This is a genomic window from Paraburkholderia sediminicola, from assembly GCF_046027355.1.
GTDB lineage: Bacteria > Pseudomonadota > Gammaproteobacteria > Burkholderiales > Burkholderiaceae > Paraburkholderia > Paraburkholderia sediminicola_B.
On record NZ_JAQQEK010000001.1, the window covers coordinates 487,671 to 513,502 of the forward strand.

The 25,832-nt window shown below is 62.2% G+C and carries 19 protein-coding genes and 1 pseudogene; 9 read left to right on the forward strand and 11 right to left on the reverse strand.

What is annotated here, in order from left to right; translation table 11 throughout:
• Nucleotides 1–7: 7 nt before the first annotated feature.
• Nucleotides 8–1,294, forward strand: a complete 1,287-nt coding sequence (locus PQR42_RS02265; protein ID WP_408211805.1) for a type II toxin-antitoxin system HipA family toxin — start codon at nt 8–10, stop codon at nt 1,292–1,294.
• An 81-nt stretch (nt 1,295–1,375) separates the two neighbouring features.
• On the opposite strand, the gene PQR42_RS02270 is transcribed toward PQR42_RS02265, so the two are convergent.
• Nucleotides 1,376–2,890 (reverse strand): UdgX family uracil-DNA binding protein, encoded by a 1,515-nt coding sequence (locus PQR42_RS02270; RefSeq protein ID WP_408211807.1) that lies wholly within the window; start codon nt 2,888–2,890, stop codon nt 1,376–1,378.
• Between the two features lie 138 nt (nt 2,891–3,028).
• Complete coding sequence (locus tag PQR42_RS02275; protein ID WP_408391131.1) at nt 3,029–3,616, reverse strand: nucleotidyltransferase family protein; 588 nt, start codon at nt 3,614–3,616, stop codon at nt 3,029–3,031.
• Nucleotides 3,617–3,765: 149 nt separating this feature from the next.
• On the opposite strand from PQR42_RS02275, the gene PQR42_RS02280 reads away from it, so the two are divergent.
• Complete coding sequence (locus tag PQR42_RS02280; protein WP_408493549.1) at nt 3,766–4,062, forward strand: hypothetical protein; 297 nt, start codon at nt 3,766–3,768, stop codon at nt 4,060–4,062.
• Here PQR42_RS02280 and PQR42_RS02285 read toward each other — a convergent pair.
• From PQR42_RS02285 to PQR42_RS02295, 3 genes are read right to left on the reverse strand one after another with little or no spacing between them, the layout of a single operon-like run.
• Nucleotides 4,025–6,247 carry a xanthine dehydrogenase family protein molybdopterin-binding subunit gene (locus PQR42_RS02285; protein ID WP_408391135.1) on the reverse strand — a complete coding sequence of 741 codons (2,223 nt, stop codon included), beginning with the start codon at nt 6,245–6,247 and terminating at the stop codon, nt 4,025–4,027. The two genes, PQR42_RS02280 and PQR42_RS02285, sit on opposite strands and share 38 nt — an antisense overlap.
• Nucleotides 6,244–7,245 carry an FAD binding domain-containing protein gene (locus PQR42_RS02290; RefSeq protein ID WP_408211819.1) on the reverse strand — a complete coding sequence of 334 codons (1,002 nt, stop codon included), beginning with the start codon at nt 7,243–7,245 and terminating at the stop codon, nt 6,244–6,246. The genes PQR42_RS02285 and PQR42_RS02290 overlap by 4 nt, the downstream gene beginning before the upstream one ends.
• Before the next feature lie 12 nt (nt 7,246–7,257).
• Nucleotides 7,258–7,983 carry a 2Fe-2S iron-sulfur cluster-binding protein gene (locus PQR42_RS02295; RefSeq protein ID WP_408211822.1) on the reverse strand — a complete coding sequence of 242 codons (726 nt, stop codon included), beginning with the start codon at nt 7,981–7,983 and terminating at the stop codon, nt 7,258–7,260.
• Nucleotides 7,984–8,192: 209 nt separating this feature from the next.
• On the opposite strand from PQR42_RS02295, the gene PQR42_RS02300 reads away from it, so the two are divergent.
• A complete protein-coding gene (locus tag PQR42_RS02300) occupies nt 8,193–10,253 on the forward strand; it encodes a D-(-)-3-hydroxybutyrate oligomer hydrolase (protein ID WP_408493564.1) in 2,061 nt (686 codons plus the stop codon).
• A 268-nt stretch (nt 10,254–10,521) separates the two neighbouring features.
• A complete protein-coding gene (locus PQR42_RS02305) occupies nt 10,522–10,758 on the forward strand; it encodes a hypothetical protein (RefSeq protein WP_408391137.1) in 237 nt (78 codons plus the stop codon).
• A gap of 629 nt (nt 10,759–11,387) precedes the next feature.
• On the opposite strand, the gene PQR42_RS02310 is transcribed toward PQR42_RS02305, so the two are convergent.
• Nucleotides 11,388–11,693: a hypothetical protein gene (locus PQR42_RS02310; protein WP_408391139.1), complete on the reverse strand. Its 306-nt coding sequence runs from the start codon at nt 11,691–11,693 to the stop codon at nt 11,388–11,390.
• Nucleotides 11,694–13,081: 1,388 nt separating this feature from the next.
• On the opposite strand from PQR42_RS02310, the gene PQR42_RS02315 reads away from it, so the two are divergent.
• Entirely contained in the window at nt 13,082–13,396 is a 315-nt protein-coding gene (locus PQR42_RS02315; protein WP_408391141.1) for an ElaB/YgaM/YqjD family protein, read from the forward strand.
• Nucleotides 13,397–13,425: 29 nt separating this feature from the next.
• Entirely contained in the window at nt 13,426–13,701 is a 276-nt protein-coding gene (locus PQR42_RS02320) for a GlsB/YeaQ/YmgE family stress response membrane protein (protein WP_408211830.1), read from the forward strand.
• 323 nt (nt 13,702–14,024) lie between these two features.
• On the opposite strand, the gene PQR42_RS02325 is transcribed toward PQR42_RS02320, so the two are convergent.
• Nucleotides 14,025–15,395, reverse strand: coding sequence for an FAD-binding oxidoreductase (locus tag PQR42_RS02325; RefSeq protein WP_408391143.1), 1,371 nt, complete (start codon nt 15,393–15,395; stop codon nt 14,025–14,027).
• Nucleotides 15,396–16,161: 766 nt separating this feature from the next.
• Nucleotides 16,162–18,213: an elongation factor G gene (fusA, locus tag PQR42_RS02330; protein ID WP_408391145.1), complete on the reverse strand. Its 2,052-nt coding sequence runs from the start codon at nt 18,211–18,213 to the stop codon at nt 16,162–16,164.
• A gap of 557 nt (nt 18,214–18,770) precedes the next feature.
• On the opposite strand from fusA, the gene PQR42_RS02335 reads away from it, so the two are divergent.
• Nucleotides 18,771–20,435, forward strand: coding sequence for an alpha-amylase family protein (locus tag PQR42_RS02335; RefSeq protein ID WP_408391147.1), 1,665 nt, complete (start codon nt 18,771–18,773; stop codon nt 20,433–20,435).
• Between the two features lie 103 nt (nt 20,436–20,538).
• Nucleotides 20,539–20,807 (forward strand): annotated as a pseudogene (locus PQR42_RS02340) (DDE-type integrase/transposase/recombinase); the annotation flags it as partial.
• 91 nt (nt 20,808–20,898) lie between these two features.
• On the opposite strand, the gene PQR42_RS02345 reads toward PQR42_RS02340, so the two are convergent.
• The 3 genes from PQR42_RS02345 to PQR42_RS02355 form a co-directional block, all read right to left on the reverse strand.
• On the reverse strand, nt 20,899–21,996 hold the full coding sequence (locus PQR42_RS02345) for a sialidase family protein (protein ID WP_408211844.1): 1,098 nt from the start codon (nt 21,994–21,996) through the stop codon (nt 20,899–20,901).
• Between the two features lie 273 nt (nt 21,997–22,269).
• Nucleotides 22,270–22,827: a cytochrome b gene (locus tag PQR42_RS02350; protein ID WP_408391152.1), complete on the reverse strand. Its 558-nt coding sequence runs from the start codon at nt 22,825–22,827 to the stop codon at nt 22,270–22,272.
• Between the two features lie 1,003 nt (nt 22,828–23,830).
• Nucleotides 23,831–24,571 (reverse strand): 3-ketoacyl-ACP reductase, encoded by a 741-nt coding sequence (locus PQR42_RS02355; protein ID WP_408211847.1) that lies wholly within the window; start codon nt 24,569–24,571, stop codon nt 23,831–23,833.
• A gap of 432 nt (nt 24,572–25,003) precedes the next feature.
• Here PQR42_RS02355 and PQR42_RS02360 point away from each other — a divergent pair, with 432 nt between their 5' ends.
• Complete coding sequence (locus tag PQR42_RS02360) at nt 25,004–25,816, forward strand: IS5 family transposase (protein ID WP_408393993.1); 813 nt, start codon at nt 25,004–25,006, stop codon at nt 25,814–25,816.
• Nucleotides 25,817–25,832: the final 16 nt, after the last annotated feature.

A 25,832-nucleotide genomic window follows, 5' to 3' on the forward strand; every position in this document is an offset into this window, starting at 1 on the left:
GCGGCCTATGTCGCAGCAGATCGTCCAGGTGGCGCTTGGCCAAGCCGCGCTTCCCGTCGGCGCCCTGACTTTCAACAAGGACGGCGCACGCGAAAGCTCAACCTTTGCTTATCACGAAGCGTGGCTGCAAGCGACCGACCGGTTCGAGATTTCACCCGATCTGCAACTGGTTTACGGTCAGCAGTTCCGTAAGGCGCCCACCAGCGACGATTCGATTTTCCACTTCGCATTTGCGGATACCGAGCCTGACGGATGGGGATGCCGGGTTATCGCGCGTGACCACGCAAGGCGTCGCAAGTCGGCGCAGGAGAAGGGGCAGGATGTGCCGCGCGCCGGGCTCACGGAGATGGACTACCTGCTGGGTGTCGACGATATGAGCCGGATCGGCGCGTTGCGACTCGTGGACGAGGCGGGCAACTATTTGCGCAGCATTGAAGACGGAGGGCGTGGCACGCCGCCCTTGCTCGAATTGGGTCATTTGATCGGCGCCACTCGCGCGGTCGAGATGAACAAGGAAACCGCAGCCGACCTGAAGTATTTGCGCGGGCGCGGGACATCGCTTGGCGGTATGCGACCCAAATGCACGATTCTCGATGAAGATGGGCAACTGGCCATCGGCAAGTTTCCGAGCGTCAACGACGACCGCAGTGTCACGCGTGGGGAAGTGCTCGCTCTTCATCTGGCCGCAGCCGCCGGCATTACGGTGGCGCGATCGCGCATCGTCATGTCGGAAAACATCCCGGTTGCGCTCGTGCGCCGCTTTGATCGTGTTGCGAACGGCGGCCGGATTCCGTACCTCTCGGCTGGTTCCATGCTGCAAGCGTCACGGCAGGAAGAGCACGCCTATACCCAGATAGCTGATTGCATCATTGCGCGTTGCGCGGACCCGAAGCGCGACCTCGAGGAGTTGTGGCGGCGACTCGTGTTCAATCTGCTGATTACCAATGTCGACGACCATGTGCAGAACCACGGTTTCCTGCACGTCGAGCATGGGCAGTGGCGGCTCGCGCCGGCGTTCGACATCAACCCTTTCCCGGATAAGGACCCCGAGTTGAAGTTATGGCTCAATGAAGACTACGGGCCGGTCGACTCGATCGAGGCCGTGATGAATGAAGCCCGCTACTTCAGGCTCTCCGCCGATGAGGCGAAACGCATCCTCGATGAAGTTCGCAACGCGGTCAGCGACTGGAAACGCGTCGCGAAGTCGGCGCCGGTCGGCATGACTGACGACGACCTCGACGCCTTCCAGCCCGCGTTCGAAAACGAGCAGATCAAGGCGGCGGCCCTGCTATGAATTTGGGTGCGCTGGCCATACGATAGTCAATCAATGAAGCCGACGCGTGTTCGAGCAGCACAAATCCAAGGGTAAAAAAAGCTACGCCTCTTCCGCCACCAACCCCGCCGCGCGACTGAACGCCGCCACCATGCCCGCGACAATATCCTCGCGCAGCCGGCCGTCGGCCATTTTCAGCGCATATGACGGATGCCACGTCGGCACGATCAGCCGCCCGCCGTGGTCGATGGTCAGCCCCAGATATTCCGACAGATTGACGTGCGCGCCCGTCAGCGCCTTCAGCGCCGTCGCGCCGAGCGTGACGACCACGCGCGGCGCGACCTGCGTGAGCTCGGCTTCCAGCCAGTACTGGCAAGCCTCGACCTCGCGCCGCGCGGGCGTGCGGTGGACGCGCTGCTGTTCCAGCGTTTCCCATTTGTAATGCTTGACGGCATAAGTCAGATACAGCGCAGCGCGTTCGAGGCCGGCGCGCGCGAGCACCGTGTCGAGCAGTTGACCGGCTGGCCCGGTGAAGGGCGCGCCGTGCTGATTCTCGTGCTCGCCGGGTTGTTCGCCGACCACCATGAGCGTCGCCTGAGCCGGACCGGCGCCCGCGACGGCCTGCTTCGCGTTGCGCCACAACGCGCAGCGCCGGCAGGTGGCCAGCGGGCCGGTGGGCTCGCGCAAGGGTGGCGTCACCGCCGAATATTCGAGCGGCGGCATCTCCGGAACGGTGACGGTGCCACTCTGCGCGCCGAGACGGCTGCGCTCGCGCGCGAGCTGCGCGGGCAGCGGCGGACCCGCGGGCGGCGTTCTCCAGTAACGCAGCGGCACGGGCGCCGGCGCCGCATTGAAGACGCTGGCGTAATACGCGAGCCAGAGCGCCTCGGTGGGTTCGCTGGTCGTGGCTTCGCCGGCCATGGCGGCGGGTGGTAATGTCGGCGTGGTCGGCCTGTTCCGCTGGCTCGGCGGCAATGTCGGCGTGGCTGGCTCGTTCTGCTGGCCGGCCGGCAAAGCGTGCGTGACGTGCCCGTTTTCTTCCGTTGCCGGCCGGCTGATTCGCAGCAACATGCCATTCCAGAACGCCGCGCCCTGCGGCGTCGCCAGCATCCACGTGGAATCGCCCATGCGCTCGGTAAAGCGCTCGGCGGCCTGCGCCAGCAGATCATGATGTGGCTCGTACCAGCCGACGAATTCCGGCGCTCCCATGGACGGATCGCGCCGCCTGAACAGGGTGAGTGTCACCAGATCACTGGTTTCGTGCTCGACCGACTGGATGCGCTGATCGAGCAGCGCGCCGTCGACGTCTTGCGGATCGAGGACGTGGCGCTCGCCGTGCGTCCAGCGCCACAGGATGCGGTAGAGCAGGGACCAGCGGTCCGGCGCGCAAAAGCAGGCCGCCGTCTTCAGCCAGGCGAGCAGCTCACGAGGAATGGCGGGCGTGGCGACGACCGGGGTAGCGGCGGAGCTGTCGGGAGCGGCGACGCTGCCGGTACCCGAATCGACCGAATCGAACTCAAGCCACTCGATTCGCTCCGGCTCGACCCCTTGCCGCAGCAGTTCCCGCGCCGCGCGGCGCCAGGCGGCAAAGGACGGTTCGATTGAAATGCGTTTCATGCGGACGCGCCGCGGCCATGCGCGACGTAACGCGCCAACCCATGCGGACAAAAATACTGTATGGATATACAGTATGCGCCTGAACGCCAGTCCGGATCAAGCGTGTCACGTCACAACTGCCAGGCCAGGGTCTCGCAACTACACGTTGCGCAAATCCTCCGGCGTGTCCACATCGCGCAAAATGCCCGCATCGTCGACGTCCAGCCGCGTCACGTGCTGCGACATGAGCAAGGATCTGGCGCCGGTATCGCCGTCGAGTGCCAGCAGCGCGTCGCGATGCTCGACGCCGAAGCCGACCGGATGTCCACGCTGCCCCTGGAAAAACGGCGCGACCAGCGATGCGCCGCCGTCCAGCGCGCGCGCCACGTCTTCGATCGTGCTGATGGCGATGCGCGGCATGTCCGCGAGCGCGACGATCCAGCCCTCGGCGCCCTCGCTGGCCTCGACGCCGGCGGCGAGGCTCGCGCCCATGCCGCGTTCGGCGTCCAGCGCGAACACCACGTCGCAACCGGCATCGTTGAGGAGCCGCGCGAGCGTGTCCGAACCCGGCCGCACCACGGCCAGCACCCGCGTCACGACCCGCAACAACTGATGCGCGGACTCATGCGCGACCGGCGTGCCATCCGGCATGCGCGCGAGCAGTTTATTGTGCAGGCCGTCCGGGTCGAAGCGCGAACCGAAGCCGGCGGCGAGCAACACGCCAGTGGCGAGCGAGGCGTAGGCCATGGGCGGGCACCGGTAGAAGGGGATGAGATCGATTGTGCGATGCAACGCAGCCACAGGCAAGCGCCAATGCGGATGCATAGCGCTTGACTGCCGAACTCACCGCGCGCTCTTCGATGCGTAACGCCACGCGCGGACGAGTTCGTTCCGCTTTGGAAGTACCGGCGAACGTAGACGTGAACGCGACTGCCACTGCATCCGCGCCGGGTGAAAGCGCAAGCGAACACAAATCTGAACGCGACCGCGTCGCCATGAACCGCATTGGCGACCGCGACCGCGACCGCGACCGCGACGGCGACGGCGACGGCGACGGCGACGGCGACGGCGACCGCGACCGCGACCGCGACCGCGACGGCGACGGCGACGGCGACCGCGACCGCGACCGCGACGGCGACCGCAACGGCGACCGCATCAAACCTGCATCGTCTGCATCACCTTGTCGAGCGTGATGGGCAGATCGCGCACGCGCACGCCGGTGGCGTGATACACCGCGTTCGCAATCGCCGCCGGCACGCCCGTAATGCCGATCTCGCCGATGCCGCGCACCCCGAGCGAGTTGATATACGGATCCGGCCGGTCGATAAAGGTAATGTCGAGCGACCCGATGTCGGCATTCACCGGCACGTGATACTCCGCGAGATTCGCATTGGTGAAGCGGCCATAGCGCGTATCGAGCGAGGTCTCTTCCTGCAGCGCCGCCCCGACGCCCCACACGATGCCGCCCATCAACTGGCTGCGCGCCGTCTTCTGGTTGAGCACGCGCCCCACGTCGTACACGCCGACCACGCGCGCCACGCGGATCGTGCCGAGATCGGCATCGACGTGCACTTCCGCGAACACCGCGCCGAACGAGTGAAGCGAGTATTTCTGCTTTTCGTCGCCGGGCTTGACGGTCGCGCTCGCCTCGATCGGCTTGCCGCCCGAGCGCGCGATGATCGCCGCCGCCGGATCGCGCTTGCCCGGTTGCGAGCGGCTCATCACCCAGCCGTTTTCCACGGTGATGTCGTCGAGCGCGATGCCGTGCACGGGCGAGGCCTGATCGGCGAGCGCCAGCGCGATCAACTGGCTGCGCGCCTGGCTCGCCGCGTCGCGCACGGCCGGTGACACGCTCGCGGCCGATTGCGAGCCGCCCGACCCCGGCGCTCTGGGCAGCGACGAATCGCCAAGCGCGAAGTGAATGTTTTCCGGCGCGAAGCCGAGCGCGTCGGCGGCGACCTGAGTCATGACGGTGTAGGTGCCGGTGCCGAGATCCTGGGTGCCGGAGGCGACCATCGCGGTGCCATCCGGCAAAATTCGCGCGATGGCGCTGGCCTCGCTGCGATTGGCCGGATAGGTCGCGGTCGCCATGCCCATGCCGATCAGCGTGCTGCCATTGCGCATCGAGCGAGGCGCGGGCGTGCGCCGCGACCAGCCGAATTTCTCGGCGCCGATCTGATAACACTCGCGCAAGGACTTGCCCGACCACGGCTTGTTTTCCTGTGGGTCGGCCTCGGCGTAATTCTTGATGCGCAGCGCGAGCGGGTCCATCTTCAAGGCTGCCGCGAGTTCGTCCATGGCCGATTCGAGCGCGAACGAACCGGTCGTTTCGCCCGGCGCGCGCATGAAGGTCGGCGTGCCGAGATTGAGCGGCACGATGCGGTGTGTGGTCACCTGATTCGGCACCGCGTACAGCATACGCGTGACCATGCAGCAGGTCTCGGTCCAGTCTTCGATCACCGAGGTGTTCGAGATGCTGTCGTGGCGCATCGCGGTCAGCGTGCCGTCGCGCCGCGCGGCGAGCACGAAGTGCTGTTCGGTGCGCGGTCGCGCGCCGACCGGCCCGAACATCTGCGGCCGTTCGAGCACGAGCCGAACAGGCCGCCCGGTCTGTTTCGCCGCCATCGCGCACAACGACACATGCGACCACGACGAGCCCTTGCAGCCGAAGCCGCCGCCCACGAACGGCGAAATCACGCGCACGTCCCCGGGCGGCATGCCGAACGTCTTCGCGATCGCCTGCGCCGCGCCGCTGACGCCTTGCGTCGAATCGTAGAGCGTGAGTTGCGGACCGTCCCAGTGCGCCATCGTGGCGTGCGGCTCCATCGGGTTGTGATGTTCGATCGGCGTGGTGTAGGTCGCGTCCACGCGCACCGCGCCGCTTTGCAGGCCGTCGTCGAAGCTGCCGCGTTGCGTGTCGGTCTGCCGGCCTTGCGGTTTGTCCGGCGCATGCGCGTTCGGCTTGGCCTGCTCGAAGTCCACGGTTGCGGCGCTGCTTTGATACGCGATGCGCAACTGGCGCGCGGCGTCGGTGGCGCGTTCGAGCGTATCCGCCACCACTACGGCGACCGGTTCGTTGCTGTAGTGAACCTCGTTGTCCTGCAGCAGCGACAGGTGGCGTCCGGCCGGCGGCGCCAACGCGGGCTTGCCGCCGTTCGGCAGACGCGGCGCGTTCTGATACGTCATCACGAGCAGCACGCCAGGCAGCGCCTGCGCGCGGCTCGCGTCGATCGATGCGATGGTGCCGCGCGCGATCGTGCTGGTGACGAGCACCGCATGCGCGAGACGCGCTTCGGGAAATTCGGCGGCATAGCGCGCTTCGCCGGTGACTTTGAGCAGACCGTCGGTACGGTCGAGCGGTTGACCGATCAGATTCATGCGACACCTCCCGCGCGGCCGGCGGCCTGGTTCACTGCGCGCACGATCGCGCGTTGCGCGAGCTGCACCTTGAAACGATTGTCGTGTTGCGGCCGCGCTTCTCGTAATGCGGCCGCGGCGGCGTGGGTCAGCGTCGCTTGCGTGAGCGGCTGGCCGGTGAGCATCTGTTCCGCGGCGCTCGCGCGCCACGGTTTGTGTGCGACGCCGCCCAAAGCGATGCGCGCGGTCTTCACGCGATCGCCATCCATCTGCAAGGCGGCCGCGACCGAGACCAGCGCGAATGCGTAACTGGCGCGGTCACGCACTTTCAGATAGTGGGAGTTCGCGCTGAAGAGCGGTGGCGGAAGATCGACGGCGGTGATCAGTTCGCCGGGCTGCAAGGTGGTATCGACATCGGGCCGGTCACCGGGAAGCCGGTGAAAGTCCGCGAACGCAATGGTCCGCTCGCCTGCAGGGCCGCTCACGCGCACCACGGCGTCGAGCGCGGCAAGCGCCACGCTCATATCCGACGGATTCACGGCGATGCATTGCGGACTCGCGCCGAGAATCGCGTGCGTGCGATTGTGGCCGTCGAGCGCCGCGCAGCCGCTGCCCGGCATGCGCTTGTTGCACTGCGTGAAGGCGGTGTCGTAGAAGTAGCCGCAACGCGTGCGTTGCAGCAGATTGCCGCCGACCGTCGCCATATTGCGCAATTGCGACGACGCGCCCGCCAGGAATGCTTGCGAGAGCAACGGGTATTGCTCGCGCACCAGCGCATGGTTGGCCGCATCGCTATTGCGCACCAGCGCGCCGAGCCGGATGCCGCCGTCAGGCAGCGTCGTGACCATATCGAGTCCGCGGATGTGCGTGATATCGATCAGCCGCATCGGCCGCGCCACGCCGCCTTTCATCAGATCGAGCAGGTTAGTGCCGCCGCCGATGAACACCGCACCCGGCTGCTGCGCCGCCCGCACCGCGCCGGCGACATCGCCGGCGCGTTCATAAGAGATCGCATCCATGCTGTCGCTCCGTCAGGCGTTGGGGTTGTTGCCGCCGCTGTTCTGGCCGCCGCCTTCATGCACCGCGCGTACGGCGGCCACGATATTCGCGTAGGCGCCGCAGCGGCAAATATTGCCGCTCATGCGTTCGCGGATTTCATCGTCGGAGAGTTGGGCGGGGCGGCTGCGCACATCGGCCGTGACGGTGCTGGCGGTGCCGTTGCGGAATTCATTCAGAAGGGCGGTCGCGGAGCACAACTGCCCGGGCGTACAGTAACCGCACTGAAAGGCATCGTGTTCGATGAATGCGCGCTGCATCGGACTCAACGCGCCATTGGCGGCAAGCCCTTCAACGGTCGTGATGTTCTCGCCTTCATGCATCACGGCGAGTGTTAGGCATGAGTTGATGCGGCGGCCGTCGGCGAGCACCGTGCATGCGCCGCACTGTCCGCGATCGCAGCCCTTCTTCGTGCCCATCAGGCCCGCGTATTCCCGCAACGCATCGAGCAAGGTCACGCGCGGCTCGAGCTGCAGTGTGTACGCGCGGCCGTTCACAGTGAGCGTGACCGGGCGCGGCGGCACGGCTTGCTGAACCTGAGCCGGTGGCGCGGTTGGGGTTTGAGTTTGCGCGCGCAGATGCGGCGCCGCGCCGACGGTGGCGGCAGCGGCGGCGGATTGAAGAAAGCGGCGGCGTGAAGGTTGTGTTGGGATGGCGGCTGGGACGTCGCCCAGATCCTGACTTTCGTTATGCGAGGACATGACGTTCTATTGACTCCATTGAAAGGTCAATGCAGGCTAGCGAAGCGTCGGTATCCGAAGCGTCGCGATCCATTGGACAGCACGCAGCAATTTCGGTGCCGTTGCATTCACAACGGTATTAGCAAATATCGGAGACGAAAAACGTGAAGTCCACTTTCAGAGTCGAGCCTGCGCAACGACCGGTGCCGGTGGTGCGAACCCTGGCGATCATGTTGGCCGTGACAGTCGTGCTGACTGCGTGCCACAGCGGCGGCAGTGAAAATAATCCACCACCGCAAGCCAATACGCTGCCGAGCTTTATCACCACCGCATCGGTAAAGAGCCAGTCCTATGACGGCAATACCGACGACCTGCTCACCGCGGGCCTCGGCAAAACCGGCCTCGGGTCGGCCACGGCGCCGGCCATTGCCAACGCCACGCAACCTACCGCCGTCGAACTACGACGCCTCGCCATCTGGTCGAACTATCGCGCGCTCGTCGACATGACGGCGAACGGCGGCTATGGGCGCTTCTGGGGGCCAAACGTCGACCTGAACGGCAACGACACGCTCGGCGAAGGCAAGATCGCCGGCAAGGAATACCTCGCCTACGCCGACGACGGCAGCGGCACGCAGAACGTCACCATGCTGGTGCAGATACCGGCGAGCTTCAATGCCGATCAGCCGTGCATTGTCACGGCGACGTCATCCGGTTCGCGTGGCGTGTACGGTGCGATTTCCGCGGCCGGCGAGTGGGGACTCAAGCGCGGTTGCGCAGTGGCGTACACCGATAAAGGCAGCGGCAACGGCGCGCATGAACTGTCTTCCAATCTGGTCACGCTGATCGACGGCACGTTGCAGGATGCCACCGCAGCAGGCAAGAACAGTTTCTTCACGGCCAACCTCGGCAACACCGATCTCGCGTCTTACAACAGCCAGTTTCCGAATCGCTACGCGTTCAAGCATGCGCACTCGCAGCAGAATCCGGAGCAGGATTGGGGCAAGGATACGTTGGAGGCGATTCAGTTCGCGTACTGGGCGCTCAACGATTCTTACGGCGCGCTCAACGGTTCGACCCGCACCGTGCGTTACGCGAGCGGCAGCATCACGACTATCGCGGCCTCGGTGAGCAATGGCGGCGGCGCGTCGCTCGCGGCGGCGGAACAGGACACGTCCGGTTGGATCACCGCGGTCGTCGTGGGCGAACCGCAGATCAATTTGCGTTTGCCCGCGCAGGTGTCGGTGGCTCAGGGCGGCGTGCCCGTCGGTGCATTCGGCAAGCCGCTCGCCGACTACATGACGCTCGCCAACATGCTGCAACCGTGCGCGGCGCTCGCGCCTGCCGCGGCCGGCGCGCCGTATCTGTCGACATTGCCGCTCGCCACGACCACGGCGATTCGCACCGCGCGATGCGCGTCGCTGGCAACCACTGGCGTGATCGCGGGTGGGAACGTGACGACCCAGGCGACCAACGCACTCGCGCTACTGCATCAGAACGGCTATCAGACCGACTCCGATCTGCTGCAAGCGCCGATGTGGGACTCGCAAGCCGTGCCGGCCGTCGCCGTGACCTATGCGGATGCGTACGCAAAAGCGAGTGTCACCGCCAACCTCTGCGACTTCAGCTTCGGCACGACGAGCTCGACGGGAGTCGCCGGCGTGACGCCGGCCGTGTCGCCGATGCCCACGGTGTTCGGCAATGGCAACGGGGTGCCGCCGACCAACGGCATCAACCTCGTCTTCAACTCGGGTGGGGGCGCGGCGGACCACCGGCTGGCGACCGCCGCCGGCAGTTACTCGGGTGCCTCCTGCCTGCGTACGCTGTGGACGAACGGCACGCTGACCAACAGCGTCGAGGCCATTCGCGTGAATGCGAATCTGCATGGCAAACCCGCCATCATCGTGCAGGGTCGCGCGGATGCGCTGGTGCCGATCAACCACGCGTCGCGGCCGTACCTCGGCCTGAATCAAGTGAGCGAAGGCGGCGCGAGCAAGCTGTCGTTCTACGAAGTGACGAACGCCCAGCATTTCGATGCGTTCCTCGGCGTGGCGGGCTTCGATTCGCGCTTCATACCGCTGCATTACTACAACCTGCAGGCGCTCAATCTGATGTGGAGTCATCTGAAGAGCGGCACGCCGCTGCCGCCGTCACAGGTGATTCACACGATACCGCGTGGCGGCGCGGCCGGCGCCGCGCCCGCGCTGACCACGGCTAATCTGCCTGCGATCGCGGCGAGTCCGGGCATCAATGCGATCACTGTGACCAACGGGGCCGTGAACGTGCCAAACTGAGTCGCGCGGACCGTACAGCACCTTGGGATTCGTGATCGCCTTGAGGGAGCCGATATGTTTGACGTTCGGCCGGGCCTTCTTGTCATTCTCCAACTCGTTTAACAGCCAGTCGGGCTCCTCCGGTTTACGGCGCAAAAGGACGACGCGTCGAGTCAGCGGAGGAGCCGGTTCCGACTCTGGAACGGCTGAAGCGTGCCCCGGTTTCATCAATGGGGCCATCCCGGGATATCGTGCCGAGCGTCAGCCATTTTTTGCAACGGATAGATCGATGCAGATTTTTTCGGTGACGCAGGCCGAACGGGCGATCGGTTACTGGCGTAAGCACTATGCGCAGGCGCGGTTCAATCGTGCTGACGCGCTTGAGGAGCAGTTGCTGACGGCACTTTATCGTCGGATGCTCGCGCAGCGCTTAGGCACCATCGGTGCCGACCAGCTCTGTCCTACAGAGTTGATTGCGCTTAGGTGTCTCGATGACATTATCTGGACATCCCGGGAAGATCTGTAGCCTGCATGGAGTTCCTATCGTCGAGGATCCGCTGCATGTGCCCTGTGCTATGCAAAACGCGCCAGGTTGCCCACCGAATACCGTTTCAGGCTGCAACCGATTTTTTCGTCGCACGGACTCGCCGCTCAGGAGAACATGGCAATGACACGTACGGCTGTTGAAGCGCAGGGCTGGCTCGATGGCACTTGTCCGCGCATTAAATTTTTGCTTGCGCGTTTGCTTGCGCGTTTGCTGGCGTGATACCTGGCGCCGGTTGTCGTGAGTGTTTGCGGCATCGGTCCGGCCGCCGCGGCTTCACGTTCGTGGACCCGGGGCCGAGGGGCGGCACTGGTTCTCACAAGGTCGTCACGTGCCCGCGGAGCTGGAAGGCCGCCTACTTGAATGGTGGCCGTGAATGCCTGGTCGTGAGGATTTCGGATCCCGTCGCGTATACACGTTCACGCTGAGGGCTAACTCGATATGGTGATCACCTCGCCGGTGAACAGCCTTCCTCTGTCGACCTGGCCCGAAAGCCGCCGCAGCTTGTACGTTTTGGGTGGGGTGGCTACCAGGCGTGTCGATTTCGTGACCGCGAGCGTGACGCCACCGGCATCGCTTACCGGATGCCGCGTGCAGCACACGCGCGTCGGTCAGTCCTCGTCCCATTCACGACGCTCACGCCGCTCGCGTTCGTGCTCATGACGGCGCCATTGCCGTTCGCGCCACTCCTGCCGCTCATGCCAGTCGCGCTCGCGCCAGTCATCGGCGTAGCCATAGGCGGCTACCGGCGCAGGCGCATAGACGATGGGTGGCGGTGCCTCATAGACTGGCTGCGCCGGTACGAACACCGGTCCCGGGATGCCGATGCCGATGCCCACATCTACGTGAGCGGATGCCATTGAGGAAGCCACCAATATCGCACCGCCCACAATCGCTGATATTAAATTCTTGCGCATGACTTTCTTGTCGCTCGTATGAGAATTGATGCCAGTGGAGATGGAACGCAGTGTAGGGAGGAGTGCGGGATGCAGGTGCAAGAAGGTTGCGATTTCGGTAACACGGCGTAACGATGCGCGGCCTTAAGGTTGCCATAATGATTGCCGTGCACGGTCCCGCTTCCGTATGCCGTCTCGCCTAGGTCTTACTGTGTGCCGAGGACAACTTTTTGCAAGTCTGTCGTTGTACCCCCGTCGATGGGGGGATGTAGACCGATTCCGCCATAAGATGCCCCCGCCATCGATTGCTATCGCTTTTGCGCCGGCACATTGTTAATGCCGCCACTATTGTCTGGGTGTGGCTGGGACCCTCGACGGTCTGCGCCACGATCCTGACGCGCACTGTTGTCGTTCGAAGCGTTTTTCTTCGTGGGCGCGGAATCGGATGCCATGCGATTCAAGGTTTGCAATTGCAGCAGCTTTAAAAGGCGGTCGTTTGATTCCGCATTGCCCACACCGGCCAGGCAACATGCGCATATCACGCCAACCGTCAGCGTCCATCTTGTCATCATAGTCACTATCGTCTCCAGACGGCCCACGGCAGGCTATCTATACGTGCCGCTTGATGCCTTTTTCGACTGTGATCCGCGCGAAGACCCAGGGCCGGCAAGGATCAAGAAGCCAAGTGGGTGGCGCTGTAGGGATAGGCGAGTTGCGCTGGCAGCGAGAGCGGGTGTTTGAGTAAGTAGCCCAATTGCCGATCATGGGGATGCCTAACATTATCTGCCAGGGCCGCCATGTCCACCGTGGCCACCGAAGCCAAAGCCTATACCAACGTCCAAGGCTGGCGCCGCGTAATAGCCGGGCGCATATCCGCAGTAGCCCGGCGCAGATTCATATGCGGGCGCCGGCTCGTAACCGTAGCCATACGGCGGAGCGACGATACAGCCGGCGAGGCCGCCCCCAGAGCCAATATAGTAAATAGTCTGATCATGGCTTTCTCCTCCTGTTATGAGTTAGAGATACGAAGAAAGGTGTTTGTTCGATATCTGCGCGGAAGACCGTAAGAAGTTGTATCGAACAGTTACGGATGGAAGAACCACAAACGCTGCGCGAGCCCGACAGAGCGTACCGGGACGGTCTTAGGGTTTCCATAACAGGCGCGCGGAGTATTCCGGTTCGTGACTGGTCCGAAGCAGCGGGCTGACGTTTAGCGCGTGGCGGAGCCATGACCTGGCGAACAGAAACAGACGAGAGGCCTAGCCTGTGCTGGACCTTGAGCGTCGGTGAACACAATCCCTTGGAACCGAGGGTTGCTAATAGCGACGTCTACCCCACGTCGAATGTGTTTGTGAGGCACGCCACTTGCTGAACCTTGGACCATATTCAAACGAAAGATGGAGGTTGAAATGTCCGAGTCACACCAACCCACTACCGCAGGGCCCGGGTCCTCGCCGGTTTCTGACCCAGCCCATTCGGCCTCTTCAGCTCAACATGAAAAGGGCCCCGCGGGGACGACCAACAGCAGCGACGGAGACCGAGCAAGCGGGTCCCAGACGCTGTCCGACCTGAAGGACAAGATTGCTGGTGCGCAGGAGGCGGTCAAGACCCGGTACCGTGCCGTCTCTGAATCGACCGACGATTACGTTCATGAGGCTCCGTGGAAAGCGGTTGCGATGGCGCTCATCGGCGGACTGATCATTGGAATGCTTGCTCGCCGCTAATGTGGTCTTAGTGCTATAGGAGAAGAAACATGGATCCCGTCTCGCATGGAATTATTTTCTGGCTGATTATCGGTGGTATCGCTGGCGCCCTGGCCGGTCGTATCGTCGATGGCGGCGGCTTCGGCATTGTCGTAGACATCATTGTCGGAATTGTTGGCGCCTTCATAGGAGGTTGGCTCGGCGGAGCGCTCGGCCTGCACCTTGGAAGCGGCATAATCGGCTCACTTATTACGGCGCTGATTGGCGCGGTTATTCTGCTTGCCCTCTTGCGACTTTTCAGTCGGGGTCGCGCGCGTCCACTTTAAGACGTTCTTTATTTGCGCTGCTGAGCGTCGGCGCTGCATAGAGCAAGCACGACGACGCGAGCCGAGTCCGGGGTAAGCAGAGCGGGGCACGTCATTTGCATTTACAGAGGCGTGCCCGTACCGTCAATGAAGAGTGTGAAGCTGTCTGCCGGCTCCTGGCAGCACACTTCGCCCCTTTGCCGGGCGGACAGAAGCGTTCTTGCCGCCTTGTTTGCGGTTGCTATCTGCTCCGCCTCGTCCTCTTCAACGTCTCCGCGATCCTCCGAATCAAACCGCGGTGTTCCACCCGTCGCCGGAGAGTCATCGGTCGTCCGCGCGTAAATTCACGCTTCCGGTTTAATGTTCTGGTTGACTCGCAAAAGGTTGTTCGGATCGTACTTTGCCTTGATCGAGGCAAGGCGCTTGTAGTTGTCGCCGTAGCTTAGTTCGACGCGGTTCTCGGCCTCGTCGGCGTCCATGAAGTTGACGTAGACACCTTCCAGATTGAACGGGTGGATGGCCTCCCAGTAGGCACGGCCCCAGGCCTTGAGCGCTTCGGCGTCCTTGGGATCGGGGCTGATCGCCGCGATTACCATTGAAAAAGACGCGTCCCGCGCGCTCCACGGCGTCGCATCCTTGGGGACCCGCCGAACGGCGCCGTCTATGGGGTAAAGGTGCATCAGGCAGAAGGGGGTCGGTGCCTTCAGCGCGTTGGCGATGTGCACGTCGATCGCCTCGTCAGGCAGCGCCTTGACGAAGTCGCCCTTCCAGTACCACTGCAAGCCCTTAGGGAAGAACGGGTCGAACAGACTGTTGATGGCAGTCCACGGCATCTCGCCCATCCAGTTGAACAGCGGGGCGGGCAGTTTCTCGAGCAGCGAGGCCATGAGCTTCTGACCCTCTGCGATCGGCCCGTTGAAAGCGCCGATCAGAGCGCAGGCGCGTTTGTTCCAGTGCTCCTTAGGGAAGGGATCGACTGGAGGCACGGTTTTGAGGCCGACAAACAGGCCAAGCTCCTCGGGGGCGTTTGGGATGAAGTCGCGGTACATCGTCATAACTTGCCTGGCGTCCTTGGCGTCCCAGAAGATTGGACCAGCGAACACCATTTTGGCTTGATGGGCCTGAAACAGAAAGCTCGTGACCACGCCGAAGTTACCGCCGCCACCACGCACCGCCCAGAAGAGGTCAGCGTGCTCGTCCTTGCTAGCGGTGACGAAAGAGCCGTCGGCCAGCACTACATCCACCTCGAGCAAATTGTCGATCGTGAGGCCGTGTTGGCGCGTCAGATAGCCGGTTCCTCCGCCCAAGGTCAGACCTGCGACGCCCGTGCTGCCGACGATGCCGAGCGGTACGGCGAGGCCAAAGGCGTGGGTCGCGTGATCGAGATCCGCTGCAGTGCAGCCTGGATCGACACGCACGGTGCGGCTCGCCGGGTCGACGCGCACGCTGCGCATCTGCGACAGGTCGACGACCAGCCCGCCGTCGCAACTGCCCAAACCGGGGCCGTTGTGTCCGCCTCCGCGGATTGCGAGAAGCAGCTTGTTATCGCGCGCGTAGTTGACCGCCGCGATGACATCGGCGGCGTCGGTGCAGCGAGCGATCACCGTGGGCCGTTTATCGATCATGCCGTTGTACAGCGCTCGCGCCTCGTCGTAGTCCTTGTCTGACGGATCGATCAGCCTCCCGCGAAATTCCTGAATCGCAAACTCGCCCATGATGCTGCCTCCTCGAAGAGTAAATCCAACGCGCGCACGCGCGACGACGATGCCGTACCCAGAAGCCTCGCGTCGAACAGTCGACAAGAACGACATCGGGCGCGTGGGGATCAATCGGCATTTACGCACCTATCTGGTAGCCCTTCGCAAGCCTCAGCCTCGTGCCTCACTTAGTGAAAAGCATAGTGCTCCGACGCAATTGCAGGAAGGAACTTTCGATTGACGACACTGACAGCAAGACGAGCGAGCAACCAGTCGAATGAAACCCGACCCATTCGTCGGCCGCTCCTTGGCCCAGGAGAAAAAAAAGGGCGCGTCCAATCGGAGAGTTGATCGGCCAGACGGCTTGGAAGCGTCCGACGCAGCACCAAGTGTGGCCGCTGCCGGACATTCCGAAAGTCCCTTCCGGGCCGGGTCGATGGTGGTGTTTTCCGCAAGGGCGCGGGTGAACTTGGCAGAGTTTCCGGTCTCATCGGTCGGGCAGTGAATTCGCCCGCTATCCTGTCTTTTGTCGAAACCAGCGACGAGTCGAACGCGACGACCTGATCGCGGCTGAGAACCCTGATGACTTGCCCATCGGATTCCGGCAGCTTCATGTGTTCGACTCCGCGCTCCAGCGCTTAGCACCAGCGATTCGAGCAGAATCATTGGCGCTTTGGGCGAGGACCAGACAAAGGAATGCCCGGGCGCGATCATCCTCGCGTTACCCTAACTGGTTTCCGCTGCGACCAAGGGTTACCGCTCGACGATCACGATCGGCGGCCATTCACGGCAGCGCGGCGTCGCTCCGGCTTTTGTGCTGCGCCACCAACGATTCCTGCATCGCGGCGGGCACCGGCGCGTAATGGCTGAGTTGAATACTGTAGTTGCCGTGTCCGCCGGCGATCGCGTTCAGACGCGACTGATAGTCGTTGAGTTCGGCAAGCGGCACCTGTCCCGCGACGACCACGGCATCCCCGGCGATGGGGCGGGAGCCGTGAACCTGGCCGCGCCTCGACGACAGATCGCCGATGATGTCACCCATCGCGGGCTCTGGCATCGTCACCTCGATGTCCACGATAGGTTCGAGCACAATGGGCTGGGCTTTGAGGACCGCATCGATGAAGGCTTTGCGCCCGGCGGTGACGAACGCCACCTCCTTGGAGTCGACCGAATGGCTCTTGCCGTCGAGGACCGTGACTCGCACGTCCTGCATCGGGACGCCGGCAAGCGGCCCGCTCTCGATTACCTGGAGAATGCCCTTTTCCACGGCGGGAATGAACTGGCCGGGGATGGCACCGCCCTTGACGGCGTCGACGAATTCGAACCCTGCGCCTCGCGGCAGCGGCTCCACGCGGAGCATCACTTCACCGAACTGTCCGGCGCCACCGGTTTGCTTCTTGTGGCGGCAGTGCCCCTCGGCGCTGCCGCCGATGGTCTCGCGATAGGCAATTTTCGGCGGCCGCGTCACGACTTCGAGCTTGTACTGGTCTGATAGCCGCTCCAGCATGTAGCGCAGATGCAGTTCGCCGAGGCCTCGCACGACAGTCTCGTTGGTGCTGGCCTCGCGTTCGATACGCAGACACGGGTCTTCCGCGGTCAGCTTCTGCAGCGCTTCCCACAGCCGCTGCTCGTGGCCGCGGCGCGCCGGTTCGATCGCGAGGCCGTAAATGGGCATCGGGAAGTCTGGCGGGACGAGGTGAATGTTGCCGTCCTCGGGCGCGTCGTGCAGCACGGCATCGAGGCCAATGTCGTCGGCCTTGGCCACCGCGCAGATATCGCCGGGACCCGCACGCAGGACATCCACATGTTCCTTGCCCTGCAACATCAGCAGATGGGCTACCCGAAACGGCTGCCGCCTGTCGCCGATATAAAGCTGGCTATCGCGCTCGATCGTGCCCTGATAGATGCGAAACACGGCCATCTTGCCGATGTAAGGGTCGATCACGATCTTGAAGGCGTGGGCCAGCACGTGCTTGTCGGCGACCGGTTCGGCACGCACGACTTCCTTGCGGCCGCCGGAATCGCGATAGAAGAGCGGCGGGTTGCCTTCCATCGGATTGGGCAGAAGCCGGACAAACACATCGAGCAGTTCCGCAATGCCGGCGCCATTGACCGCCGACGTGAAGCACACCGGCACCAGATGGCCTTCGCGCAGCGCACGCTCGAAAGGCTCGTGCAACTGTTCCGGACGGATGGCCTCGCCTTGCTCCAGGTAGAGCTCCATCAGGGCGGGGTCGATCTCGACCACCTGATCGACGAGCGCATTGTGCGCTGCCTCCACGGACAGGAAATCGGCGTCTCCGGCAGGGTTGAAAAAGCAGTCCACCACCTTGCGGCCGCGCTGCGCCGGCAGGTTGATGGGCAGGCATTCCGTGCCGAACGTTTGCTGGATTTGCGTGAGTAGCCCTGGAAGGTCGACCTTTTCTCCATCGATTCCATTCACGATGAGCATTCTGCAGAGCTTGCGTTCGCCCGCCCAGGTCATCATGCGCCGGGTGGTCATTTCAATGCCGGTCTGCGCATTGATGACGACGGCAACCGTCTCGACCGCGGGCAGCGCGCTGATCGACGGCCCGGAAAAGTCCGGATAACCGGGCGTATCGAGCAGATAGATGCGTGTGTCGCGGTAATGCAGGTGAGTGACGGCGGAGTTGAGCGAGTGGTGATACTTCCGTTCGAGCGGGTCGAAATCGCAGACGGTAGTCCCGCGCTCGACGCTGCCGGGCGCATGGAGCACGCCGCCGTGGTACAGCAGCGCTTCGACGAGCGAGGTCTTGCCGCTGCCGGCATGCCCGACGAGGGCGATGGTACGGATGGCATCGGGGCTATAACGCATGTTCGCCCTCGCGCAGTAAGGGAGATGGGGCCATTATTGGTGAAAATGAGCCTGTCCGCCACACGGGGTAGTCGTAGGATTCGGGCCGCAGCGGTCTCACTTCCAATGCGGCTGATTCAACACCATTCCGTGCCGCCCCTTGAAGGCAGCCACAGCCGGCGGCGCCCCGCGGCTTGCGCATTTTCCGGGTAGCAGATCCACTCTGACGGATTGAAACCGGCGGCGAACCAGTCGCTAAGTTCTGGCGACCACCTGGGCACGTGTCCTGGGCGCCGATGGATCGTACAAATGCATGGGCTCTTCCGCGAGGGCGGAGACCACACACGACGCGCCGACAAGCGCACCCTAATGCGAGCCGGAGGAAGGTATTAACACCTGGGCCTTCCAGAAAGGATAGGCCTTTATTAGTCGCTGAACAGACCCTTTGCGACCTGAAACGCCGCGTCCCGAAGCGGAGCGCGGGTACACTGGATGGATGACGCCATGCTGCCACCAGGTGAGTGCTGTCATCGTCTCCCCAAGCGTAGCATCGAACAAGACCACGACAGTCATTGCGCATGTTAAACGACCTCTGGTACAAAAACGCGATCGTCTACTGCCTGTCGGTGGGCACCTACATGGATGCGAATGGCGACGGCATCGGCGATTTTCAGGGCTTGATGCGCCGGCTCGATTACCTGCAGGGCCTCGGCATCACGACGCTCTGGCTGATGCCATTTCAGCCTTCGCCGTGCCGCGACAACGGCTACGACATTTCCGACTACTACAACGTCGATCCCCGCCATGGCACTCTCGGCGACTTTGCCGAGTTCGCGCACGCGTGCCGGCAACGCGGCCTGCGGGTGATGATCGATCTGGTGGTGAACCACACGTCCGATCAGCACGCGTGGTTTCAGAGCGCGCGCCGCGACCCGGAGTCGAAGTACCGCGACTGGTACGTGTGGTCGAAGAAGAAGCCCGCGAACGCGACTGACGGCATTGTGTTCCCCGGCGTGCAGAAATCCACCTGGAGTTACGACAAGGAAGCAGGCCTTTGGTATTTCCACCGCTTCTACGACTTCCAGCCCGACCTGAACACGGCGAACCCGCACGTTCAGGCGGAACTGCTGAAGATCATGGGCTTCTGGATCCAGCTCGGGGTATCAGGTTTTCGTATGGACGCCGTGCCCTTCGTGATCGCGACAAAGGGCCCACAGGTGCGGCAGCCCGTCGAGCAGTACGACATGTTGCGGACGTTCCGCGAGTTCCTGCAATGGCGTAAGGGCGACGCGATCATCCTCGCCGAAGCAAACGTTCTGCCCGACACTGACATGCAGTATTTCGGCGACGAGGGCGAGCGACTGCAGATGATGTTCAACTTCGAGGTCAATCAGGCCACGTTCTACACGATGGCGAGCGCCGACACTGCACCGCTCAGGAAGGCGCTTCGCGTGACAAAGCCGCGCCCGGCGACAGCGCAATGGGGCGTGTTCCTGCGCAATCACGACGAACTCGACCTGGGACGTCTCACGCCGGAGCAGCGCGAGACCGTATTCGCCGCATTCGGCCCGACGCCTGACATGCAACTCTACGAGCGTGGCATTCGCCGAAGGCTCGCGCCGATGCTCGACGGCGACCGGCGTCGCCTCGAACTCGCGTATAGCGTGATGCTCACGTCGCCGGGAACGCCGGTCTTTTGCTACGGCGACGAGATCGGCATGGGTGACGATCTACGCTTGCCGGAGCGCGAATGCGCGCGCACGCCGATGCAGTGGTCGACCGAGCCGCACGGCGGTTTCACGAAGCATCCAAAGCCGGTCGCACGGGTCATTTCAGGTGGGCCATACGGCTTTGAACGCGTGAACGTCGCGAGCCAGCGCCGCGATCCAGATTCGCTGCTGAACTGGATGGAACGCCTGATCCGCATGCGCCGCGAAGTGCCGGAGATCAGTTGGGGCGATTTCTCGATCCTGCGGATATCGCGCAAGGACGTGCTCGGCTTGCGCTACGACTGGCGCAACAACTCGGTGGTGTGTCTGCATAACTTCAGCGCGGCCGCGTGCACGGTCAGTTTCAAAACCGGGACAGGCGAAGCAGGAGACGCGCGGCTCGTCAACGTGCTCTCCGATGAACACAGTCAGGCCGATGCAACCGGACGGCATACGGTGGTGCTCGAGCCCTATGGCTATCGCTGGTATCGCGTGGGAGGTCTCGACTATCTGCTCAAACGCAGCGAGGTCTAGCAGGCCGTCGGATGAGGCACACAAGCAGCGCGTACCAAGTCGATTGCCTCGCCATCGCGAAGCGGGAAGTCTCCATCGACCACGTCGCCCGACGTGCCGCGCGCTGTGCGTTCGCTGGTACGTCGCGGATCCGCTGAGCCTGCGCAATTTCGAAGAGATGATGTCTGAGCGGGGCCAGCAGGTTGATCATTCGACGGTTCAGCGGTGGGCGCTGAAACTGTTGCCCATACTGGGGAAGCTCTTTCGACGCGCAAACGCCCGGTCGACGGAAGCTGGCGCATGGACGAGATCTACATCAGGATCAACGGCCGGTGGAGATATCTGTATCGGACGGTGGACGAGGAGGGCAACACCATCGATTTTCTGTTGCGGGAGGCAAGCCCGGAATGGGATTTGGCGACCAACCGGCCCTTCTGGGCGCTCGGCCGGTTTGACGCTTCGTCAATGGGTGGTGCTGAGAATCTTATTGACGCTCAGTCTCGAGCAGTAACGTTTGACGGGAGGTACGAATCCTTTGGGGATCTAGCACGACATGCTTTATGTGAGTTTTTTTCCATGTATACGTGATGTGAACCTTGCCGTCCGGGGTCTGAATAACCGCGGGGTAAGAAAACTCCTGATTTGCTTCATTCTCAATGTCCAGCACGTTGCTATAAGTCTGATGATCGGCCGAAATGAAGACAGACAGCCTATGTCGGTCCCAACCACCTTCGACGTAAGGCAGGGGGTTCGTGACAATCAGGTCGCGCCCATCAGCCAAGGTCACGCCGTCCAGACCCGAGTTCGGATTCGGAATATTCAACGGCGAGAGATCGCTCCATGTCTTTCCCCAATCTCTCGACCTGGTGCTGAATACGAAGCCGCTTTTCGTCCGAACCAATGCCTGCAAGTGTCCATGACCGTGATCGAGGATGGCGGGCTGGATCGCCTGGACCGGACGCGAGCCGACCGGCGGGTACACAACGTCCCACGTGTTGCCGCCATCCAGTGAACGCTCGAAGTGAACTTTCCATCCACCATCCTCGGTGCTGCTTCCGGCTATCACGACTCCATTCGACAGTTGGACGGGCTTGTTTTTCGCCGGACCTGAGACGCCTCGGCCCAAGGCAATCGGTTTTGACCATGTCCTGCCACCGTCAAGCGAGGTCATGCGCAGAGGATGCCAATCGGCAGGCAGCTTCCCCCTCCTGAAAAACAACATCAAGGGGCCGTTGTGGGGAGCAAAGAGCACCGGATTAATTGTCGTCAGCGCTCCGCCGTCAGGCGAATGGCCATCGGCGACGCGCACAGGCTCTGCCCAGTGATTGCCGGAAAAGCGCGTTACCCACACGCCAACGTCATTCCCTGCTTCTTTATTGCCCGCCAACCATGCTGCTACCAGAGTGCCGTCTTTGTAGGCGATCGTCGAAGCATGGCAAAACGATACGTTTTGCTCTGGATTGACGAATTCCGTTGACAGAATCGCGCCGAAATTATGTCGGATTTCCGCATGTACTTGCACTGAACAAAAACAAAGGATAGCGAAAGAAAAATATCGAAAAAATAAGATTCGCCGCGTCATACACGTTGAGCCGATGGCATTCGTTATGGACTAGTTTCCGGGACGACCGAAGTTCGTTGGGCAACCTGTTGCCGTGCTGTTGTTGAAGCCGCGCACGCTTCGGGGATCCTCGCCGGAAGCAGTGCCGTCGCCACGGATGCACCGAGCGACTCTGCCGCCACGTGCAGGAAAACGTGGTGCGGCTTGGCGGTCTTGCTGCCGCTTTCCTCAGACAGGGGCGCCGGTCTCCCCGCTAATTTTCGGCGATGTCCCCTGTCCATAGCAGCACCCCACTCAGCTATTGCGCACCGAGTCTCGCGATGGCCCGGCGCTGGGCAGCATCCGCTGCAATACGTGATCTTTTAAGACCAAACGATGAAACAACGCGGCGACAATGTGCAAGACGATAAGTGCGAACAGCACCCATGCCAGGATGCCGTGCACATCACCCATCTCGTGGCCGAAAGACGATTCCGGTTTGCTCAATGACGGAAACGGCACCATCCCTGCCAGGCGAACCGTCCAGCCACGGGAGGATGCGTTGATCCAGCCGACGAGCGGGACGAGCAACAAGGCGACATAGAGAAGCAGGTGAGTGATGCTCGAGAGGACGTCGAGCAGCGGGCGTGACTCATCTGGCGTGGGCCGATGAGTCAGCCGCCAGACTACCCTGAGCACCATCACGGCGATCAGCGTCGCGCCAACGCCGAGATGCCAGGCAATCAGCCCAACGGGCTGGGTGTCCTTGTGGACATCGGGCATCGTCCAGCCGATCACAAACTGCAGCGCGATCAACAGGGCCGTCAACCAGTGAAGGGCACGCGCCACGACGCCATAGGCTGGCGCCCTCATTTCGTATTGCTTAATCACTCCCGCTCCCCGCTTTGCCCAGCGCCACAAGATCGACGAAGCACATGGGCCCGCGACTCTTTAAATCGACACGTGGGATGGGCACCGTGCATGCATCCGTAATGCTAATGGCGTTACCTTAAGGAAACCTGATGTCACGGAGCATGTGCGAATCCGTTCAAAGCCGCTTGCCCTTAATCGTCACACTCTTTTGATAAAGATCAATTGGTGCGTTTGAACGCGCCTTTATGTGGCGATTTTCTGTGATTTCCGAGGCGGCGTTCAATGACCGTTGTCGGGCCGATTGCTGCCGGACGCGACCGGCCGTGCGCGGACCGGCTGAGACATTCACCCAACATGCCGTGGCGCTTTTTCGCGCCCACTTTCCAGGCTTGAGATGGCGATAAGCATTTTAGTGGGCGAGGGTGGCAGGACTGTTGCCCCCAAATTGCATTCCGCTCCACTGCACCCGGGATCTGCCTCACATCGCCCTGGTTATCGCGCCGGGCGCAGGCCATATGGTGCATTGCGAGCTGGTCGACGAATCAGCGAGAGAGCGTGCAAAAGTTGAGGCGGCTCTCCCAAGGAGGCCGCTTGTGCTTCCGGTAGCGGCATCGGTTTCGTCTGGAGCAGGCTGATCGGTCTCGCAACGGTGGGAGCAAGCCATGCGGTTGGAGGCCGAAATCACCCACGCGAAGTGGTTGGTGTGGCATGGCAAGGGCAGCAAGGCAATGGCAGCAAGGCAATGGAGCGGATCAAGGCACTGGACAGTCGGCTGCTGGCGAGAGAGGTATACGAATTCAAAACGCTGTGGTGGAATCTGAACACCGTCTCCAGTTACCTGAGGAACAACGCGCACACGTTGGTCAACTACGGCCCCCGGCATCGCAAGGGCCTCCCGATCAGCAGCAGCATAGCCGAGTCAGCAGTGAACCAGGTCGTCAGCCACCGTATGGCCAAGAAGCGACAGATACGCTGGACTGACGAAGGGGCGCAGTTCACCTCCTTAACCCATGTGCAAGCCACCGTTGAGCGAGAAATCCGCCCCTGTTGCGAAAGCCGATTCGTTACTCGCAAGCCACGAAACAATTGATGCAATTTCCGACGCCTCTCCGAGACGGCGCACCGGAATGCTCTGGACGATGGCGGCCAATACTTCGGGACGTACGGCGCGAACCATATCCGTCCCGATGTACCCCGGCGAAACCGTATTCACCGTGATGCCCTTTGTGGCTACTTCCTGAGCAAGCGACATCGTGAATCCGTGAATGCCCGCTTTGGCAGTTGAGTAGTTGGTTTGACCGAACTGCCCTTTCTGGCCGTTCACGGAAGAGATATTGATTATCCGGCCCCACTCTCTACCGACCATCCCCTCGATGACCTGTTTGGTCACGTTGAAAAGACTCGTCAGGTTTGTATCAATGACATCGTTCCAGTTCTCCCGCGACATTTTGCGAAACACACCGTCCCGCGTGATGCCGGCGTTATTCACCAGTACGTCGACGTCACCAACTTCCTTCTTCACTTTCGCGAAAGCGGCCTCCGTTGACTCCCAGTCGCCAACATTGCCCTCAGAGGCGGTGAAGGAGAACCCAAGCGCGGCCTGTTCGGCTAACCACCGCTCCCGTCGCGGTGAGTTGGGTCCGCAGCCGGCCACGACGGTTAGCCCATCCTTATGCAGACGCTGACAAATAGCTGTTCCAATTCCACCCATGCCACCGGTCACATACGCGATTCTCTTTGTCATACTGCCCTCTCTCTTTTATGCTACGTTCATGCAACAAAATGACTTAAAGTGAAACGACCACGATTGACGTGGCAGTCCCCTTCATGAATCGCAGGTCAGACCATCGGACCGACTCTTCCAGGCCTCTTATTGCGCCATTCTTTCACACCGAGAACAATTCGTCTCGCAAAAAAAAGCATCCATACGCCCTGCATACTCCATCGAGTCAGACTGCAGCGTCTGGGCGCAGACACATAGCTTTTCATATGCAGTCTTATGTGTCTCCGATTGAGCCTCAATACGGAGACGGCGGGGCCCATTCGTCTGATGACCTGGTTGCCCAAAGCCAAGTTTTTTCAGTTGCACCGGTAGCCATTTATTTACGCAACGCGCGACGTTATGTGTGCCTAGAGCGTGTTAGGTACTTGGTGCGAGACCTGGTATCCTGGCGGGATGAAAAAAGCAGACCGCAAAGGGTACCCGACCGACGTGTCCGACGAAGAATGGGGCTTCGCGGCCGCCTATCTGACGCTGATGGACGTCACGGCGCCGCAGCGCAAATACGAACTGCGCGACATGTTTGACGCGTTACGCTGGATGGCTCGGGCCGGCGCGCCCTGGAGGATGCTGCCCAATGATTTCCCACCTTGGGAACTGGTGTATCAGCAGACTCAACGCTGGTTACAGGCAGGCTGCTTTGAGCACATGGTCTGCGACCTACGCTCAGTGATACGCGTGGCACAGGGACGGCAGGGGCAGCCCAGCGCCGTGATTCTGGACGGTCGCACGATACAGTCGACCTGCGAGAGTGGTCCACGTGCGGGCTATGACGGTTATAAGCGCAAACGCGGCAGTAAGGTGCACATTGCTGTGGACACCTTGGGACAGTTGCTGGCGGTGCACGTGACACCAGCCAATGAACAGGAGCGCGCACAGGTGGCAGAGCTTGCGCGTCAGGTTCAGCAAGTAACGGGACATACCGTCAAGGTGGCATTTGCGGATCAGGGATACACGGGCAAAGAGCCAGTGCAGGCCGCACGCGACGAAGGCATTGAACTGCAAGTGATCAAACTGCAGGAAGCGAAAAAGGGATTTGTGCTGCTGCCCCGGCGGTGGGTGGTCGAGCGCAGCTTTGGCTGGCTCAACCGTTTCCGCCGTCTCGCACGTGATTATGAACGGCTACCCGAAACTCTCGCCGGGCTTCATTTTGTGGTCTTCGCGATGCTTATGCTCGTTCACGCGGTGCCAGTCCTTCAAAGTTCCTAACACGCTCTAGCCTTGA

Coding starts and splice junctions, on each gene's coding strand:
- PQR42_RS02270 (WP_408211807.1), bottom strand. CDS start 2,890: ATGAAACGCATTTCAATCGAACCGTCCTTTGCCGCCTGGCGCCGCGCG.
- PQR42_RS02360 (WP_408393993.1), top strand. CDS start 25,004: ATGAAAAAAGCAGACCGCAAAGGGTACCCGACCGACGTGTCCGACGAA.
- fusA (WP_408391145.1), bottom strand. CDS start 18,213: ATGCGTTATAGCCCCGATGCCATCCGTACCATCGCCCTCGTCGGGCAT.
- PQR42_RS02290 (WP_408211819.1), bottom strand. CDS start 7,245: ATGGATGCGATCTCTTATGAACGCGCCGGCGATGTCGCCGGCGCGGTG.
- PQR42_RS02275 (WP_408391131.1), bottom strand. CDS start 3,616: ATGGCCTACGCCTCGCTCGCCACTGGCGTGTTGCTCGCCGCCGGCTTC.
- PQR42_RS02315 (WP_408391141.1), top strand. CDS start 13,082: ATGTCCGAGTCACACCAACCCACTACCGCAGGGCCCGGGTCCTCGCCG.
- PQR42_RS02285 (WP_408391135.1), bottom strand. CDS start 6,247: ATGAATCTGATCGGTCAACCGCTCGACCGTACCGACGGTCTGCTCAAA.
- PQR42_RS02345 (WP_408211844.1), bottom strand. CDS start 21,996: ATGACGCGGCGAATCTTATTTTTTCGATATTTTTCTTTCGCTATCCTT.
- PQR42_RS02300 (WP_408493564.1), top strand. CDS start 8,193: ATGTTGGCCGTGACAGTCGTGCTGACTGCGTGCCACAGCGGCGGCAGT.
- PQR42_RS02295 (WP_408211822.1), bottom strand. CDS start 7,983: ATGTCCTCGCATAACGAAAGTCAGGATCTGGGCGACGTCCCAGCCGCC.
- PQR42_RS02265 (WP_408211805.1), top strand. CDS start 8: ATGTCGCAGCAGATCGTCCAGGTGGCGCTTGGCCAAGCCGCGCTTCCC.
- PQR42_RS02350 (WP_408391152.1), bottom strand. CDS start 22,827: ATGAGGGCGCCAGCCTATGGCGTCGTGGCGCGTGCCCTTCACTGGTTG.
- PQR42_RS02335 (WP_408391147.1), top strand. CDS start 18,771: ATGTTAAACGACCTCTGGTACAAAAACGCGATCGTCTACTGCCTGTCG.
- PQR42_RS02305 (WP_408391137.1), top strand. CDS start 10,522: ATGCAGATTTTTTCGGTGACGCAGGCCGAACGGGCGATCGGTTACTGG.
- PQR42_RS02325 (WP_408391143.1), bottom strand. CDS start 15,395: ATGGGCGAGTTTGCGATTCAGGAATTTCGCGGGAGGCTGATCGATCCG.
- PQR42_RS02355 (WP_408211847.1), bottom strand. CDS start 24,571: ATGACAAAGAGAATCGCGTATGTGACCGGTGGCATGGGTGGAATTGGA.
- PQR42_RS02320 (WP_408211830.1), top strand. CDS start 13,426: ATGGATCCCGTCTCGCATGGAATTATTTTCTGGCTGATTATCGGTGGT.
- PQR42_RS02310 (WP_408391139.1), bottom strand. CDS start 11,693: ATGCGCAAGAATTTAATATCAGCGATTGTGGGCGGTGCGATATTGGTG.